Here is a 14,798-nt window from a genome sequence, read left to right on the forward strand (position 1 = left end):
CTTTCAGTGCGGTGCCGGCTCGGCGATCGCCGGTGGCTCGGGCTTGACGCGCAAGGCCCACATCACGCCGCCGATCAGCAGGGCCACGCCGGCCAGCGTGGCGGGCGCCGGCCATTCGCCGCGCAGCAGGTAGGCATAGCTCAGGGCGGACAGCGTCTCGAACACGATCAGTTGCCCAGCCAGGTGTGGCGGCAGGCGCTGGCTGGCCTCGTTCCAGCACAGCGTTCCCAGCCACGAGGCGAACAGGCCGATGGCGAACATCAGGCCCAGGTAGGGCAGCGGGCGCGGGCCCAGCGGCATGGCCCAGGGCGCATCGGTGGCGGAGAAGAAAAGCCAGGTCCCGGCGTAGCCGATCACGGCCAGCGGCAGCGTCGTCAGGCCTTGTGCGGTGGCCCAGGTGCGCGGGCTTCGGTCCGCATGGGCTCTGAGCCAGTCCGCGTTGCGCAGTGGGTACCAGGTCCAGCAGATGACGCCGCCAATCGCCAGCAGCGCGCCCAGCGCATAGCGCGCCAGGTCGGCATGCGGGTCGGCCTGCAGCTGGGCCAGCTCGGTGCGGTTGACCAGCGCAATGCCCAGCGCAATCAAGCCCAGCGACGGTGCCAGCCGCGCCCACGGCAGGCGTTCGGACGCAACGCCCTGGCTGCCGGCGCGCAGGTTGGCGCAGATGGCGATCACGACCGGCAGCGTGCCGATGATCATCGTCGGCAGCGGCCCGCCGGCGCGCTGGATCGCGGCCGACAGGCAGAGGTAGTAGATGACGTTGCCGACCAGCGAGAGCTTCAGCGCTTCCAGCCAGTCGGCACGGCTGAGCTGGCGCAGCGCCGCGCGGTCGAACCAGGCCAGCGGCAGCGCGATCAGGCCAAACGCCAGGTAGCGGCCAAAGGACAACATCACGGCCGGGTAGTCGGCCAGCAACAGCGGCCCGACAAACACCAGGCCCCACATCAGGCCCGCGGCCAGCGCAAACAGGGTTCCGATCAACATAGGGGCGCGAGCGTACCTGTTCTGCCAGCTCAAGCCGCAGCGACCCCCGTCGCCAATGGAATGAGTTGCCAGGCCATCAGCAGCATCACCAGGCCGATCAAGGCGTCGAACACCTGCCAGGCCCTGGGTTTCGCAAACAGCGGCGCCAGCTTGCGCGCACCGAAGCCAAGCCCGGTGAACCAGATCAGGCTGGCACTGCTGGCGCCGACGACAAAGGCAGCGCGCGCCGCGTCGCTGGTCTGCTGCGCACCGACCGAGCCCATCAGCAGCACCGTGTCCAGGTAGACATGCGGGTTCAGCAGCGTGAAGCCGGCCAGTTGCAGCAGTGCGGCGCGCAGGCTCAGCGATTCGCCCTGGGCCGCTTGCAGGGCCGAAGGCTTGCGAGCCTGCCACAGCGCGCGCAGCCCATACGCGAGCAGGAACAGCACGCCGGCCGCGGCCATGGCCTGTGCCAATTGCGGTCGCGCGCCCAGCAGGCCGGCCAGGCCGGCGACGCCCAGCGCGATCAGCACGGCGTCCGCCAGCGAGCAGGCCAGCACCAGCGGCGCCACGTGTTCGTGGCGCAGGCCCTGGCGCAGCAGGAAGGCGTTCTGCGCGCCAATCGCGACGATCAGCGAGCCGCACAGCAGCAGGCCTTGCAGCGCAGGGCCGGCGAGGGCGTTGAGTTGGAAAGAGGGCGCGAAGGACATGGGCCGCGCAGCATGCCCAAGGCCGCGGCGGGGCGCCAGTTAGACTTGCTTCAGCCCGTGAAGCGCTGCTTCGTTCAAATTTTTTTCCACTGGCTTCAATGCTCGACTACGCCCTGTTGGACGCACTGGCCGCCGTGGTGCGCGAAGGCAGCTTCGAGCGCGCCGCGCGGGTGCTGAACGTCACGCCCTCGGCTGTCTCCCAGCGTGTGCGCCTGCTGGAGCAGCGCCTGGGCCAGGTGCTGGTGGTGCGCGAGCAGCCCACACGCGCCACCGAGGCCGGCCATGCGCTGTGCCGGCATGCCGAGCAGGTCGCGCTGCTGGAGCGTGGCCTGGCCGAGGCCATGCCTGCGCTGCTGCCGGGCGATGCTGCGCCAACGGCGCGGGTCACGCTGCCGGTGGCCGTCAACGCCGACAGCCTGGCGACCTGGTTTGTCGACGCTGCAGCCGCGCTGGCTTCGTCTCAGCCGGTGCTGTTCGACATCAGCCTTGAAGACCAGGACCACACCGCCGAGCGCTTGCGTTCGGGCGAGGTGGTGGCAGCCGTCACTGCACTGGCAGCGCCGGTGCCAGGCTGCCGCAGCGTGCCGCTGGGCAGCTTGCGCTACCGGGCGACGGCCAGCCCGGCCTACGTGGCGCGATTCTTCGCAGAAGGCGTGAACCCGCAGTCGCTGGCCGCCGCGCCTTGCCTGATCTTCAGCCGCCGCGACCGGCTGCAGGACAGCTGGATGCAGCTCGCTTTTGGCGCCTCGCCGCCGGTGCCCACGCACTGGTTGCCATCTACGCAGGCCTTTGTCGATGCGAGTGTTGCGGGATTGGGCTGGGGCATGAACCCCGAGCCGCTGGTGGCCGGTTTGCTGGCTCGCAGCGAGCTGGTGGAACTGCTGCCTGGGCGCAGTCTGGACGTGCCCTTGTACTGGCAATGCCGGCAGGGTTTGCCGCTGGCAGAAGTGTTGAGAGATTCTGTTTGCGGCGCTGCGGGACGGGTGCTGACAAGAAGCGGGGCGCCGTCGCTTTGAAGAAAGCTGGGCACTTCCGCGAGACCCGCTTTCGCAGATGCAATCAGACTTGCAATGTATGCAGTTACTTTGCCAGCCGTGCCGCGCGTTTGAGCTGATTCACCGCCTTGGCTTCATCGCGCATTTTCTTTTCCAGTTCACGCTTCACCTTCAATTCCCGCGTGTAGTCGTTCCTGTTCTCGCGGGCAACCTTGACCTTGGACAGCGTTGCACGGCGCTCAGGCTTGAAATCATAGAACCAATCTGAACCGCTCGGCGGTGAGGCGCCGGCAGTTTCGGAGTATTTGAGATTGGCCAGATTGGGATCCGACAAGTTCAGGGTGTTCCAGCGTGATCCAGTTCTCATGATGCCCGCAATCGGCACATCTACCTTGAATCCGCCCATCGCTCCCACGGAAAGTGCGCAGTCGAATTGATCCTTCAACGGTCCAATCACTTCTGGAGCGTAGCTGGGTGCATAGATGTAGGATTTATTCTCCAGCTCGATCTTTTTCCGAATGTAAGGAGCGCTTGCTGTTTTTCCCACAATGCAGAAGCGAGAATATGTGGATATCAGCTTGTCAATCGACTCCTTGCTGGCGTAGTGGGAGCAATAATGAGCCAAATCAACCACATCAAGCTGGTTCCGTTGACTGATTGGAAATCTTCTAACCGATTGCCCCTGCCTTTTTAGAAGAGACTCAATGTGGTCGACGAAAACATCCGGATCGACTGACAAGTCACCCCGCAAGGTTTCTTTTCCAGTCTCAATCTTGTAATCCCAATCGCCGGTGAATTCCGAAAACTCGGGGATCTGGCAAATCCTGAAGATGGGCGTATTCAAATACTCGGACAGCAGGCTTTGGGTGTTGTTGTAGTGGTTGAATGGAATGTCACACCCTGAGGCGATGGTGAGCGGCAGAAGATGATGGTTTTCAGGATAGCGTTGCCATCTGGTCGTCACCAAATCCGCCTTGGCATCTCGCTCGAAATTGTGCGAGAGGACAGTATAGACCTGGGTCGGTGGATAGAATAACTCGGCCGTGTCGTCTACCACGATCACGGAAGCGTTTCTTAGTTTGTTCAGGTGCCGATTGATGACAGAGAAATGCTCCGAGTTCGCGCGCGGCATGAAATATTCTTGAAATATCAGATCCGACAGGATGATGGGCGATGGCGGCAGGCAAACATGCTCAAAGGTCACGCGCAGCCCCAGGCGGCGGGAAAGCTCTTCCAGATGAGCCTCGGTGATGCTCTTGATGACGCCCGAATCAGCCAGCGAGACGATTCGAAATTCTTGCTGAGAATGGTCGTCATCTCGCGTTTTGCCTTCTTTGCCCAAGGCCTGAACGTATCGGTTCAGGCTCCATTCCCTATGGAAAGCGATATTGGCGTCAGAAATGATCAGTCTAAGCACCGTGATGGAGAGCGAGTCCAAAACCTCGACGCAGGGTAAATCCCAATCCACTGACGGAAAGGTCTTGCGCAGTTCTTCGGTGGCGTCGCCTCCATTCTCTGCAGATGCCTGCGCACGTGCCTGTTCCACTTGCAGCCAATGCTGTGCGCACTTCTTGCGGTTGAACTTTCCGGATGAAGTCTTGGTGAGGAAGCGAGGTGGCACGTGCCGTACTTCCACCTGCTCCAATCCCAGAATATCTTTGATGCCTTCAGCCAGTTCTTTTCCATTGCTTTTCTGGAAAAACCTGCTGTCTTCCACCAGAATGCAAGCCTTTTGAGTTCCCAGGCGTGGGTCCGGTATTTGAATTGCTGCGGAGCGGCCTTTGATCGAGGGATCAAGCCGGTTGACCGCCAGATCAATGTCAGACAGCATGAACTTTTTGCCTGCCTGTATCAGCAGGTCTCCTTTTCGGCCGGTGATGTACACCTGCCCCGACTGCATGACGCCGAGGTCTCCGGTCGGATAGTAGCCGTCTTCATCTCGGATATCGCTTGTCCCCACATAGTTGATGAGGGAGGTGGGGCTCTTGACATACACCTCGCCGTCTACTAGCTTGATTTTTACGCCGCTGATGGTCGGCCCGCAACTGATCACTTCGGTTGCGCCAATCTTGAGCGTTGAGATTCCTCTGCCCAAAGCCACTGCAAAAATGTTCTCTGCCATGGCGTAGCACGGGGAGATCAGGGTTTCAGGAATATTCAAATGAGCGACAAATTTCCGGCAGGTCTCAGGAGACACCGGCTCAGAGCATGAGACCCATCGCTTCATGGAAGGCAGGTTGCGCGGTGTCGCCTTCGACATGATTTCATACCCAAAATTGGGCATGTAGCAAATGGTGCCATGGTGGTTCTCAATCGCATCGAACAACATGACAGGGTTGGCGACCCAGATCATGGGGTCCATCATCACAACAGGTATTTTCAACAGCAGTGGCATGACAAAGCAGGCCACATAACCCATGTCGTGATAGAGAGGCAGCCAGCTTACGATCACGTCGCTCTCCGGCATGAGCCTTAAATCTTCGTTGTAGTCGTGGACATGCTTGTGCAAATTCTGGGAGGTGAACTCCATGGCTTTGCGATGGCCCGTCGTTCCCGATGACAGCTGAAGAATGGAGAATTGCTCGATGACCTCAATGGGTGCTGCCGTTTGATGATCGATTCCCGGGTCGGGGATGCACAGCGTGGAAACTGACGAATTTTCCAGTAGGCCACCGCAATGCGTATCCACCAGCAGGAGTGACACTTCTGCCAGAGCCATGGTGTTGCTGACCGATTCCGACCAATACTGAAAGCTTTGCTTCTTGGTGGGATACTGCATCATCAATGGCTTAAAACCTGCGGCCAAAGCCGCCAGCCAGTCCAGTACCAATGCGGGGCCGGATTGATGCAACAGTCCAACGACGGCTCCAGGTGCCGCCATTGCCATCATCAACTGTTGACGACGCGCAATTTCGTTTCCTGCTTCGCACAAGCGTAGCGTCTCAGATTGTCCTTTGGAGTCGATGAATGTGAAGTCAGGGAGTTGCGCGATGTTCAACATGAGATGTTTCTACTGGCAGTGGTGCCCCTTATTCGGGCAGGCAGCGCCAACTCTTTGCAATATTTATGCCATTCTAGCGTGTGTCCATTCTTGGCGAGATCCGAACGTCTGCATTTGGCGGCGAGATAAGTCACAAATCCGGCATTTGTACGCCGGGCTGAACAAGTGCTCGCATTCCGTGTCTTCACGCTTGATGCCCGGATTGCTGCCCATGCGTCCGCTTGTTGACGCGGTCCAAGGTGTGGCGGCCGGCCTGCCTTGGGCGCGTGGCGCGCTTGCTGCGGCGGTTGCGTCCGTGCTCGGGTTCGGCATGAACTGGGTGCTGGCTGTGATGCGTCGGTCGGTGTTGCGGCCGGAGGTTTGGATCAATCCTTGCGCGGCGATGGCGATAGGAAAACTGGACTCGAGGTGAGCGAGGGCCGCTTGCGCATCGCGCAGAAACAGGGTGGCCGCTCGCCTCGCGTACAGTTCCGCCCGTGAACTCTCCTGCATTGATCGAACTGAAAGCGGTTGATCGCCGCTACGAAACCGGGCTGTTGGCGCTGCAAGGCGTGGACCTGCGCATCGCGCCCGGTGAATTTGTCAGCCTGCTGGGCCCTTCGGGTTGCGGCAAGAGCTCGGTGCTGCGCCTGCTGGCCGGGCTGGACCTGCCGAGCAGCGGCGAGGTGCTGCGCCAGGGCGCGGCGGCCACCCGCGGCCCCGTGCGCGACGCCGGCTTCGTGTTCCAGGAACCGACGCTGATGCCCTGGGCCAATGTGGTCACCAACGTCGAACTGCCGCTGCGCCTGCAAGGCATGGCCGCCGAGCCGCGTGCCGCTGCAGCGCTGGCCGCGCTGCAGCGCGTGGGCCTGGGCGAGTTCGCCGAGGCCATGCCGCGTGAGCTGTCCGGTGGCATGAAGATGCGCGCGGCGATTGCCCGCGCGCTGGTCACGCAGCCGGCGCTGCTGCTGCTGGACGAGCCCTTTGCCGCGCTGGACGAGATCACGCGTTTTGCGCTGAATGAAAGCCTGCTTTCGCTGTGGCTGCCGCAAGGCGAGAAGACCAAGGTGCCCGCCTTCACCGGCGTGTTCGTCACGCACAGCGTGTTCGAGGCAGTGTTCCTGAGCCAGCGCGTGCTGGTGATGAGCGCCCGGCCGGGTCGCATCATCGAGGATCTGCGCATCGAAGGCCCGCGCCTGCGCGACGCCTCGTTCCGCCAGAGCCCCGTGTTCGTCGACGCCTGCGCCCGCCTGAGCACCGCGCTGGCCCGCGCCGCCGAGGAACCGGCACTCGGTTGATCGTGGTCCACGCAGCATCTGCTTCCGCAAGCCGGCGCGAGCAGACGCTGCGCTGGCTGCTGCCGCTGCTGGCGGTGCTGCTGTTCCTGGGCGGCTGGGAAGCGGCGGTGGCCTGGTGGGAGATCCCGCCTTACCTGCTGCCCGCGCCTTCGCGCGTGCTGGTTACGCTGTGGGACAACCTGGGCTCGCTGATGGTGAGCTGGTGGGTCACGCTGCGCATCACCTTGATGGCGCTGGCGCTGGCCTGTGTTGGCGGCGTGGGCGTGGCGGCGGTGTTCGCGCTGTCGCGCTGGGTGGAATGGAGCCTCACGCCGTTTGCCGTGGTGCTGCAGGTCACGCCGGTGATCGCGGTCGCGCCGCTGATCATGATCCTGACCGACAGCGCCACCGCCACGGTGCTGATCTGCGCCTTCATCGTCGCCTTTTTCCCGCTGCTGGCGAATACCTTGACGGGTTTGCGCAGTGCCGACGCCGGCTTGCGCGAGCTGTTCCGGCTCTACCACGCGAGCCGCTGGCAGACGCTGCGTTTCCTGCTGGTGCCCTCGGCGCTGCCGTATTTCCTGTCCGGCCTGAAGATCGCCGGCGGCCTGAGCCTGATCGGCGCGGTGGTGGCCGAGTTCACCGCCGGTGCCGCGGGCCGCAACACCGGCCTGGCTTCGCGCATCCTCGAAGCGGCCTTCCGCACCGAGATCCCGAAGATGTTCGCCGCACTGCTGCTGGTCTCGGCCACCGGCGTGCTGATCCACGCGTTCTTCGAGTGGCTGTCGCGGCGCCTGCTGCGCGGCTGGCATGACAGCGAGCGCGGGCGCTGAGGCCTTCAGCTCGCAGGCCTTGGCTTGCCGGCCGTGCCCACCATGCCGACGATGCCCGGCATGCGTTCGCGCATCAGCTCGATGAAGCGGCGCAGCTTGGCCGGGTAGAAGCGCGCGGGCGGGTACACGAGGTAGACCGGCAGTGGCGAGGCCTGCCAGTCCGGGGCGAGGTGCACCAGCCGGCCCTGGGCGATGTCGTCGGCGACGATCCAGTGCGAGGCGATGCAGGCGCCCAGGCCGGCCAGTGCGGCCTGGCGCAGCGCGTAGAGGCTGTCGGTTGCCATGCGCGGCTGGATGGCGAAGCGCTGCTCGCGGCCATCTTCCCGGTGCTGCAGCATGACCTCGTTGCGGTAGTAGGTCTTCAGCGCCAGCCAGGGCAGCTCGGCCAAGGGTGCGCTCGCGGCCCCGGGCCCTGCCGGCAACAGCGACGGCGCGGCGACGACGATGCGCGGCACCTCGGCCAGGCGCACGGCAATCAGCGCCGGGTCGTTCACCGTGCCCACCATCACCGCGCAGTCGATGCCTTCGGCAATGAAATCCGGCCGACGGTCGTGCAGCAGCCAGTCCACCGAAACCTGCGCGTGGTGCTGCAGGTATTCGGTGAGCGGGGCCACCAGTTGGTCCTGCCCGAACGCATGTGGCACGACCACGCGCAGCAGGCCGCGCGGTACGTCGGTGGCGCCGCGCAGGTCGTCTTCCAGCGCGCGCCAGCTCTCCAGCAGTTCCTTGGCATGCGTGAAGCAGCGCTCGCCGTCGCCGGTGAGCTTCATGCCGTGGGTGGAGCGCTGCAGCAGCTTCAGGCCCAGTGATCGCTCCAGCGCCTGCAGCCGGCGGCTCACCGTGGGCTGGGTGGTGCCCAGCTGGGCGGCTGCGGCGGAGAGGCTGCCGGCTTCGACAATGCGCACGAAGGTCTGCATCAGCTCGATGCGGTCGGCGCCGGGCACGGACAGGTTGGTCATGCGCCAAGCGTATAGCGAATCTGCACTGGCTGCGACTACCGTTCTGGCTCACCCGAGAAGACACTGGCGTCAATTCGCTTTTAAGGGTTTTCACCATGACCTCCATTCCTTCCGTGCATGCCCAGCCCGCGCCGGCCCAAGCCGGCGTGCCAGCGGGCCTGGTGTTGTTGCTGGCGACAGGCACCGGCCTCAGCGTGGCCTCGCTGTACTACAGCCAGCCGATGCTGGGCGTGCTGGGCGCCGACCTGCAAGCCGGCACGCGCGCCGTCGGCCTGGTGCCAACCGTGACGCAGCTGGGCTATGCGCTGGGCATCCTGCTGCTGGCGCCACTCGGTGACCGCTTCGACCGCCGCAGCGTGATCCTGGTGAAGGCGGTGCTGCTGACGCTGGCGCTGCTGCTCTGTGGCGTGGCCCCAGGCATTGCCGGCCTGGTGGCGGGCAGCCTGGCCGTCGGCCTGACGGCGACGATGGCGCAGGACCTGGTGCCGGCCGCCGCCACGCTGGCGCCCGAGGCGCAGCGCGGCAAGGTGGTCGGCACGGTGATGACCGGGCTGCTGCTGGGCATCCTGCTGTCGCGCGTGGTCAGCGGCTTCGTGGCCGAACACTTCGGCTGGCGCGCGATGTACCTGGGCGCGGCGCTGGCCATTGCCGCGGTGGGCGTGGCCGTCTGGCGCGGGCTGCCGCGCTTCACGCCCACCACGCAACTGGGCTATGGCGCGCTGCTGGGCTCGATGGCTTCGCTGTGGCGCCGCCATCCGGGCCTGCGCCGCGCGGCCATGGCGCAAGGCCTGCTGTCGATGGGCTTCAGCGCCTTCTGGTCCACGCTGGCAGTGATGCTGCACAGCAGCTTCCACCTGGGCAGTGCCGCGGCCGGTGCGTTTGGCCTGGCCGGTGCCGCTGGTGCGCTGGCCGCGCCGCTGGCTGGCCGGCTGTCGGACCGGCGCGGGCCGGAGCTGGTGATCCGCCTGGGTGCCGGGCTGGCCGCCTTGTCCTTCGCGGCCATGCTGCCGGCGCCGTTGCTGCCCGCTGGCGCACAACTGGGGCTGATCGTGGCCAGCGCCATCGGGTTCGACTTCGGCATCCAGGCCGCGCTGGTGGCGCACCAGACCATCGTCTACGGCCTGGAGCCTGCAGCCCGTAGCCGCCTGAACGCGCTGCTGTTCACGGGCGTGTTCATCGGCATGGCCAGCGGCGCTGCGATGGGCAGCCTGGCGCTGTCGACCTGGGGCTGGAGCGGCGTGGCACTGCTGGCCGCGCTGGCCAGCAGCGGCGCGCTGGTGCTGCGGCTGGCACAGCGGCGTGCATCCTCACGCTGATGCTGCAGCGGAACCTCGCCGCCGCTACCATGCCGCATCGTTGGAGGAGCATCACGATGACGAGCACGAACTGGACGGTGGCGGCCCTGGCCGCCGTGGCGATGGCCGGAAGCAGCGGCCTGGCGCAGGCGGACGACAAGGTCGTCTTCGCGACCAACTGGAAGGCCCAGGCCGCGCACGGCGGCTTCTACCAGGCCGTTGCCGACGGCACCTACAGGAAGTACGGCCTGGAGGTGGAGATCCGCCCCGGTGGCCCGCAGGTCAACAACCGGCCGCTGCTGCCCGCCGGCAAGATCGACTTCCTGATGACAGGCAACCTGCTGCACAGCTTCGACAACGTGAAGAGCGGCGTGCCGGTCGTCACCGTCGCCAGCCTGTTCCAGAAGGACCCGCAGGCGCTGATGGCCCACCCCGGCCAGGGCTATGTGAAGTTCGAGGATTTGAAAAACGCCCCGGTCGCCTGGATCGCCAAGGACGCGCAGTTCTCCTGGTGGGCCTGGCTGAAGGCCGACTACGGCTTCAGCGACGAACAGCTGCGTCCCTACAACTACAACCTCGGCCCCTTCCTGGCCGACAAGAAGAGCGTGCAGCAGGGCTACGCGGTCGAAGAGCCGATCAGCATCCAGAAGCAGGGCGGCTTCAAGCCGCTGACCTTCCTGCTGGCCGACCACGGCTACAGCACCTACAGCACCACCATCGAGACCCGGGCCGAGACGGTGCAGAAGAACCCGGCGCTGGTGCAGCGCTTTGTCGAAGCCTCCATCATCGGCTGGGTCAACTACCTCTACGGCGACCACAGCAAGGGCGACGCGCTGATCAAGCGCGACAACCCCGAGATGGACCAAGCCACCATCGACCAGTCCCTGGCGCTGATGAAGGAGCTGGGCGTGGTCGACAGCGGCGACAGCCTGACGCTGGGCATCGGCGCGATGAAGCCCGAGCGCGTGAAGGACTTCTTCGACAAGATGGTGCGCGCCGGCCTGTACAAGGCCGGCGAGGTGGACCTCTCCAAGGTCGCCACCTACCAGTTCGTCAACAAGGGCGTGGGCGTGGCCTTGAAGAAGCAGCTGGGCGGGCAACCCTGAAGTCCGGTTGGGGTCGTCAGTTCGCGGCCAGCCCGGTCGCGATGGCTGACAGACCGGTGAAGCTGGTGCCGGCGCTCAACACGCCGCCCTTGCCGATCACGAAGTTGGCGATGCCGGGCACGCCGCCGTTGCGCACGTAGAGATGCTGGCCATCGGCGGCGACGGTGAGGTCGGCCGGGGCGGTGCCGCTGCCGGTGTTGCCGGCCACGGCGGCGCTCAGCGTGATCCGCCCCTTCTGGTCGATGCGGTAGCTGGAGACCGAGCTGCTGCCGGTGTTGGCCACGTAAGCCCACTTGCCGCTGGGCGTGATGGCGACCCAGCAGGCGGCGCTTTGCGTGTCGGGCACGGCGGCGCTCATCACGCGCGGCACGGCCGGCGAGCCGTCCTTGAAGCGGTAGGATGAGACCGTGCTGGCGCCGGCTGCGCCGCCCACCGCTTCGCTGACCACCATCACGTTGGACGGGCTCACCGCGAAGCCGAACGGCGTCTGGCCCGGCGAGTTGGTGACGATGGGGCCTTTGAGCGAGCTGTCGCCATGCACGTGATAGCTGCTGAGCTTGTTGGTGCCCTTCTCGGTCACGACGAGCGCCTTGCCGTCTGCCGTGAAGCTGACCTGCGCCGGTGCGGCGCCGCTGGCCACCGACAGCGGCGCGACCGCGCCAGCCACCGGCGTGAGCTGGCCGTCTGCCAGCATGAAGCCGGCCACATTGCCGGCGCCGCCGCTGTTGAGCACATAGACCTGGCCTTCGTGCTCGGTGACGCTGATGGGCGTGAGGCCGGCGGAGTCGACGGTTGCGCTCAGCGTCAGCATGTCGTCGCCCAGCGTAAAGACCGAGACGGTGTTGTTGCCGGCGTTGACCACCAGCGCGTACTGGCCGTCGCCGCTCAGCGTGACAGCGCCTTGCGAACCCAGGCCCTTGCCCAGGCCCAGGCCGCCGGTGCTGGTGTGGGCGACCACGCCCAGCTCGCCGGTAGCGGAAGGCGCCAGCACCATCAGCTCGTTGCCTTCGGCGGCATTGCTGCTGGTGAAGACCTTGTGGCTGTGCAGGCCAGGGACCGATACGGTGTCGGCCATGGCGCCGGTGGACGCGAAGGCAGAGATGGCCAGGCCGATGGCGCTCAAGGTGCGACGGGAAACAGTCATGTTGATCTCCAGGAGGAAGCGAGGAATGCGGTTGAACAAAGAGGTTCTTGTTGTTCGCAAGGCCTTGTTCGCCTTGCGTTGAATCGCAGTCTCCCGCGAGGGTGCTCGCCGTTTGTTCACGCAAAGATCAACAAATCGTGAACCTTGTGCCCCTCGCCCCTCGCCCCTCGCCCCTCGCCCGTCGGGTACGCCGGACGGTCCCCCGAGGGGACGCGGGCCGGCTTGGGAGCGGCCCGGCGCTCGGCCCGCCGTGTGCGCGGCGGGTCAGGTCCGAACGGGTGCCAGCTGAAAGGCGAAGTCGGCGCCTTGTGACGAAGGCATCAGCCGGATCTGCGAACCGTGCAGCTGCAGGATGCGGCTGACGATGACCAGGCCCAAACCGCCGGCACGGCCGCGCAGCCCGGTCTGGAAACTGGGCCGCACGAACAGATGCGGCTTCAGGTGCTCCAGCACGCCGGGGCCGTCGTCCCGCACCCGAACCTCCACCGCCTGGCCCAGCGCGCGCAGTCGCAGCTCGATCAACCCGCCCGGCGGCGTGTGGCGGATCGCGTTGTCGATCAGGTTGGTCAGCACCCGTTCGATCAGGCCCAGGTCCGCGTCCACCTGCGGCAGCGCCGGTGCAATGTCGGCCTGCAGCCGCTGGCCACGTGCCTCGGCCGCCAGCGCGAACTTTTGGCAGACGTCCTGCACCAGGTCCGGCAGCGCGAAGACCTCGCGGCTCAGCGTCACCGCGCCGTACTCCAGCCGCGCCAGTTCGAACAGCTCCTGTGCCAGCCGGCCCACCTGGCGGCTCTGCCCAATGGCCACGTCCAGGTAGCGGGCCCGCTCCGCTTCGCTGAGCAGCGCGGCCTTCAGCTTCAGCGTCTCCAGGTAGCCGTGCAGCGAGGTCAGCGGCGTGCGCAGGTCGTGCGAGATGTTGGCCACCAGTTCGCGCCGCTGCTGGTCCTGGTGGCTGAGGTCCTGCCACTGCGCGGCCAGGCGCTGCGCCATGTGGCCGAAGGCCTGGCGCAGCCGGCCGATCTCGTCGTTTGACGGCGGCTCGTTGGCCAGCGCCTGCTGCGCGGCTTCCAGGCCGGCCAGGCCGTCGTGGTCGAAGTGCTGCACGATGCGCGTCAGCCTTTGCAGCGGCCGGGTGATGGCGCGCAGCGCGAGCAACCCGGCCAGCATCGCCAGGCCGGTGATCAGCGCCATCGCGCCGATGTGGGCCGGTGCATCGGCCCAGGGGTGGAGCAAGGCCTGGTGCTCCTCGCCGATCAGCACCACGTAGACGTAGCCCGCGAGCCGGCCGTTGGTCCACAGCGGCGCGGCGCTGAAGACCTTCTGCCCGGCCTCGCTGCGCGGGTCGTCACCCCACACCGGCAGCGTGGCGCCGGCCAGCAGGCGCTGCAGCGGCGCGAGGTTCACCTGGTGCCGCTTCAGGTGCCCTGGCGGCGCTGCATCGGCAATGATCTTCCCGTCCGGCCCCAGCAGGTACAGCTCCACGCTGGGGTTCACGTCCATCAGCTTGGTGAACAGGCGCTGCACGTTGCCCGCATCGGGTCCGTCCGGCAGCATCAACAGTTCATGGCCGGCGATGTGCCCCGCCAGTCCCAGCGACAGGCGCTGCACCACCTCCTGCTCGCGCTGCTCGCCGGCGTGGATCTGCAGCGCCGTCGCTGCGAGGCCGCAGGCCAGCAGCAGGCCGCCGAACAGCAGCGCCAATCGGGTGGAAAGCGACCAGCCGCGCTTCACGCCGGCACCTCCGCCGCGAAGCGGTAGCCGCGGCCCCACACGGTGAGTACCAGCTGTGGCAGCGCGGGGTTCTGTTCCACCTTCAGCCGCAGCCGGTTGATGTGGGTGTTGACCGTGTGTTCGTAGCCGTCGTGCTGGTAGCCCCAGACCTTGTTCAGCAGGTCCATGCGCGAGAACACCTGGCCGGGGTGGCGGGCGAGGAAATACAACAGGTCGAACTCGCGCGGTGTCAGTTCGATCAACTTGCCGTCCCGCCGCAATTCGCGCGCCAGCGGGTCGATCTCCAGCCCGTGCAGCGACAGCGCGCCGGACTCGATGCGCGCGTCGCGCGCCAGCGCCTCGGTGCGGCGCAGCAAGGCTTTCACGCGGGCGGCCAGCTCCAGCATCGAGAAGGGTTTGGGGAGGTAGTCGTCGGCACCCAGTTCCAGCCCGAGGATGCGGTGCACCTCGCTGGCCCGGGCGCTGATCATGATGATGGGCGTGTAGCGCGCCATGGTCCGCGCGCGGCGGCAGATTTCAAGCCCGTCCACGCCTGGCAGCATCAGGTCCAGCACCAGTGCGTCCCAATGGCTGCGCGCCAGCAGCTCGGCGCCGAGGTCGCCGCTGGCCGCATGCATCACGTCCAGGCCTTCTTCACGCAGGTGCATCTGCACCAGCTCGGCAATCGGCGCGTCGTCTTCGACCAGCAGGACTTTTTTCGGCACAGGGTTCGGCATCGCTTGGCACGGGCAGGCGCACGCCCGCCCCAGGCCATTGTTCGGCCGGTGCGCACGCGCAGGTTTCACGTTTTGTTGAAGCTTTTCAG

General features: G+C 65.8%; 12 protein-coding genes. 5 read left to right on the forward strand and 7 right to left on the reverse strand.

Going from position 1 to position 14,798, the window contains the following annotated elements; genetic code table 11:
* Positions 1-3 precede the first annotated feature (3 nt).
* Positions 4-984 carry a DMT family transporter gene (locus tag LRH25_RS00935; RefSeq protein WP_141291398.1) on the reverse strand — a complete coding sequence of 327 codons (981 nt, stop codon included), beginning with the start codon at positions 982-984 and terminating at the stop codon, positions 4-6.
* Positions 985-1,013: 29 nt separating this feature from the next.
* Positions 1,014-1,673: a LysE/ArgO family amino acid transporter gene (locus LRH25_RS00940; protein ID WP_231010035.1), complete on the reverse strand. Its 660-nt coding sequence runs from the start codon at positions 1,671-1,673 to the stop codon at positions 1,014-1,016.
* Between the two features lie 98 nt (positions 1,674-1,771).
* Here LRH25_RS00940 and LRH25_RS00945 point away from each other — a divergent pair, with 98 nt between their 5' ends.
* Positions 1,772-2,689: a LysR family transcriptional regulator ArgP gene (locus LRH25_RS00945; protein ID WP_310742403.1), complete on the forward strand. Its 918-nt coding sequence runs from the start codon at positions 1,772-1,774 to the stop codon at positions 2,687-2,689.
* 64 nt (positions 2,690-2,753) lie between these two features.
* Here LRH25_RS00945 and LRH25_RS00950 read toward each other — a convergent pair whose 3' ends face one another.
* Entirely contained in the window at positions 2,754-5,669 is a 2,916-nt protein-coding gene (locus LRH25_RS00950; RefSeq protein ID WP_141289942.1) for an AMP-binding protein, read from the reverse strand.
* A 476-nt stretch (positions 5,670-6,145) separates the two neighbouring features.
* Here LRH25_RS00950 and LRH25_RS00955 point away from each other — a divergent pair, with 476 nt between their 5' ends.
* Together LRH25_RS00955 and LRH25_RS00960 are read left to right on the forward strand one after the other, a co-directional pair.
* On the forward strand, positions 6,146-6,946 hold the full coding sequence (locus tag LRH25_RS00955; RefSeq protein ID WP_231010036.1) for an ABC transporter ATP-binding protein: 801 nt from the start codon (positions 6,146-6,148) through the stop codon (positions 6,944-6,946).
* A 2-nt stretch (positions 6,947-6,948) separates the two neighbouring features.
* Complete coding sequence (locus LRH25_RS00960) at positions 6,949-7,758, forward strand: ABC transporter permease (RefSeq protein WP_231010037.1); 810 nt, start codon at positions 6,949-6,951, stop codon at positions 7,756-7,758.
* A 5-nt stretch (positions 7,759-7,763) separates the two neighbouring features.
* Here LRH25_RS00960 and LRH25_RS00965 read toward each other — a convergent pair whose 3' ends face one another.
* On the reverse strand, positions 7,764-8,717 hold the full coding sequence (locus tag LRH25_RS00965) for a LysR family transcriptional regulator (protein ID WP_141291020.1): 954 nt from the start codon (positions 8,715-8,717) through the stop codon (positions 7,764-7,766).
* Positions 8,718-8,812: 95 nt separating this feature from the next.
* Between LRH25_RS00965 and LRH25_RS00970 the strand changes: the two genes are divergently transcribed.
* Both LRH25_RS00970 and LRH25_RS00975 read left to right on the forward strand, forming a co-directional pair.
* Positions 8,813-10,033, forward strand: a complete 1,221-nt coding sequence (locus LRH25_RS00970) for an MFS transporter (protein WP_231010038.1) — start codon at positions 8,813-8,815, stop codon at positions 10,031-10,033.
* A gap of 56 nt (positions 10,034-10,089) precedes the next feature.
* On the forward strand, positions 10,090-11,118 hold the full coding sequence (locus LRH25_RS00975) for an ABC transporter substrate-binding protein (RefSeq protein WP_141290935.1): 1,029 nt from the start codon (positions 10,090-10,092) through the stop codon (positions 11,116-11,118).
* 16 nt (positions 11,119-11,134) lie between these two features.
* Here LRH25_RS00975 and LRH25_RS00980 read toward each other — a convergent pair whose 3' ends face one another.
* The 3 genes from LRH25_RS00980 to LRH25_RS00990 all read right to left on the reverse strand — a co-directional run bounded on the left by LRH25_RS00980 (position 11,135) and on the right by LRH25_RS00990 (position 14,709).
* Entirely contained in the window at positions 11,135-12,262 is a 1,128-nt protein-coding gene (locus LRH25_RS00980; protein ID WP_141290937.1) for a lactonase family protein, read from the reverse strand.
* A gap of 264 nt (positions 12,263-12,526) precedes the next feature.
* Positions 12,527-13,993 carry a HAMP domain-containing sensor histidine kinase gene (locus LRH25_RS00985; protein ID WP_141287661.1) on the reverse strand — a complete coding sequence of 489 codons (1,467 nt, stop codon included), beginning with the start codon at positions 13,991-13,993 and terminating at the stop codon, positions 12,527-12,529.
* On the reverse strand, positions 13,990-14,709 hold the full coding sequence (locus LRH25_RS00990; RefSeq protein WP_141287660.1) for a winged helix-turn-helix domain-containing protein: 720 nt from the start codon (positions 14,707-14,709) through the stop codon (positions 13,990-13,992). The genes LRH25_RS00985 and LRH25_RS00990 overlap by 4 nt, the downstream gene beginning before the upstream one ends.
* Positions 14,710-14,798 lie beyond the last annotated feature (89 nt).

It is taken from the genome of Ideonella azotifigens (genome assembly GCF_021043325.1).
Classification (GTDB): Bacteria; Pseudomonadota; Gammaproteobacteria; order Burkholderiales; family Burkholderiaceae_C; genus Ideonella; species Ideonella azotifigens.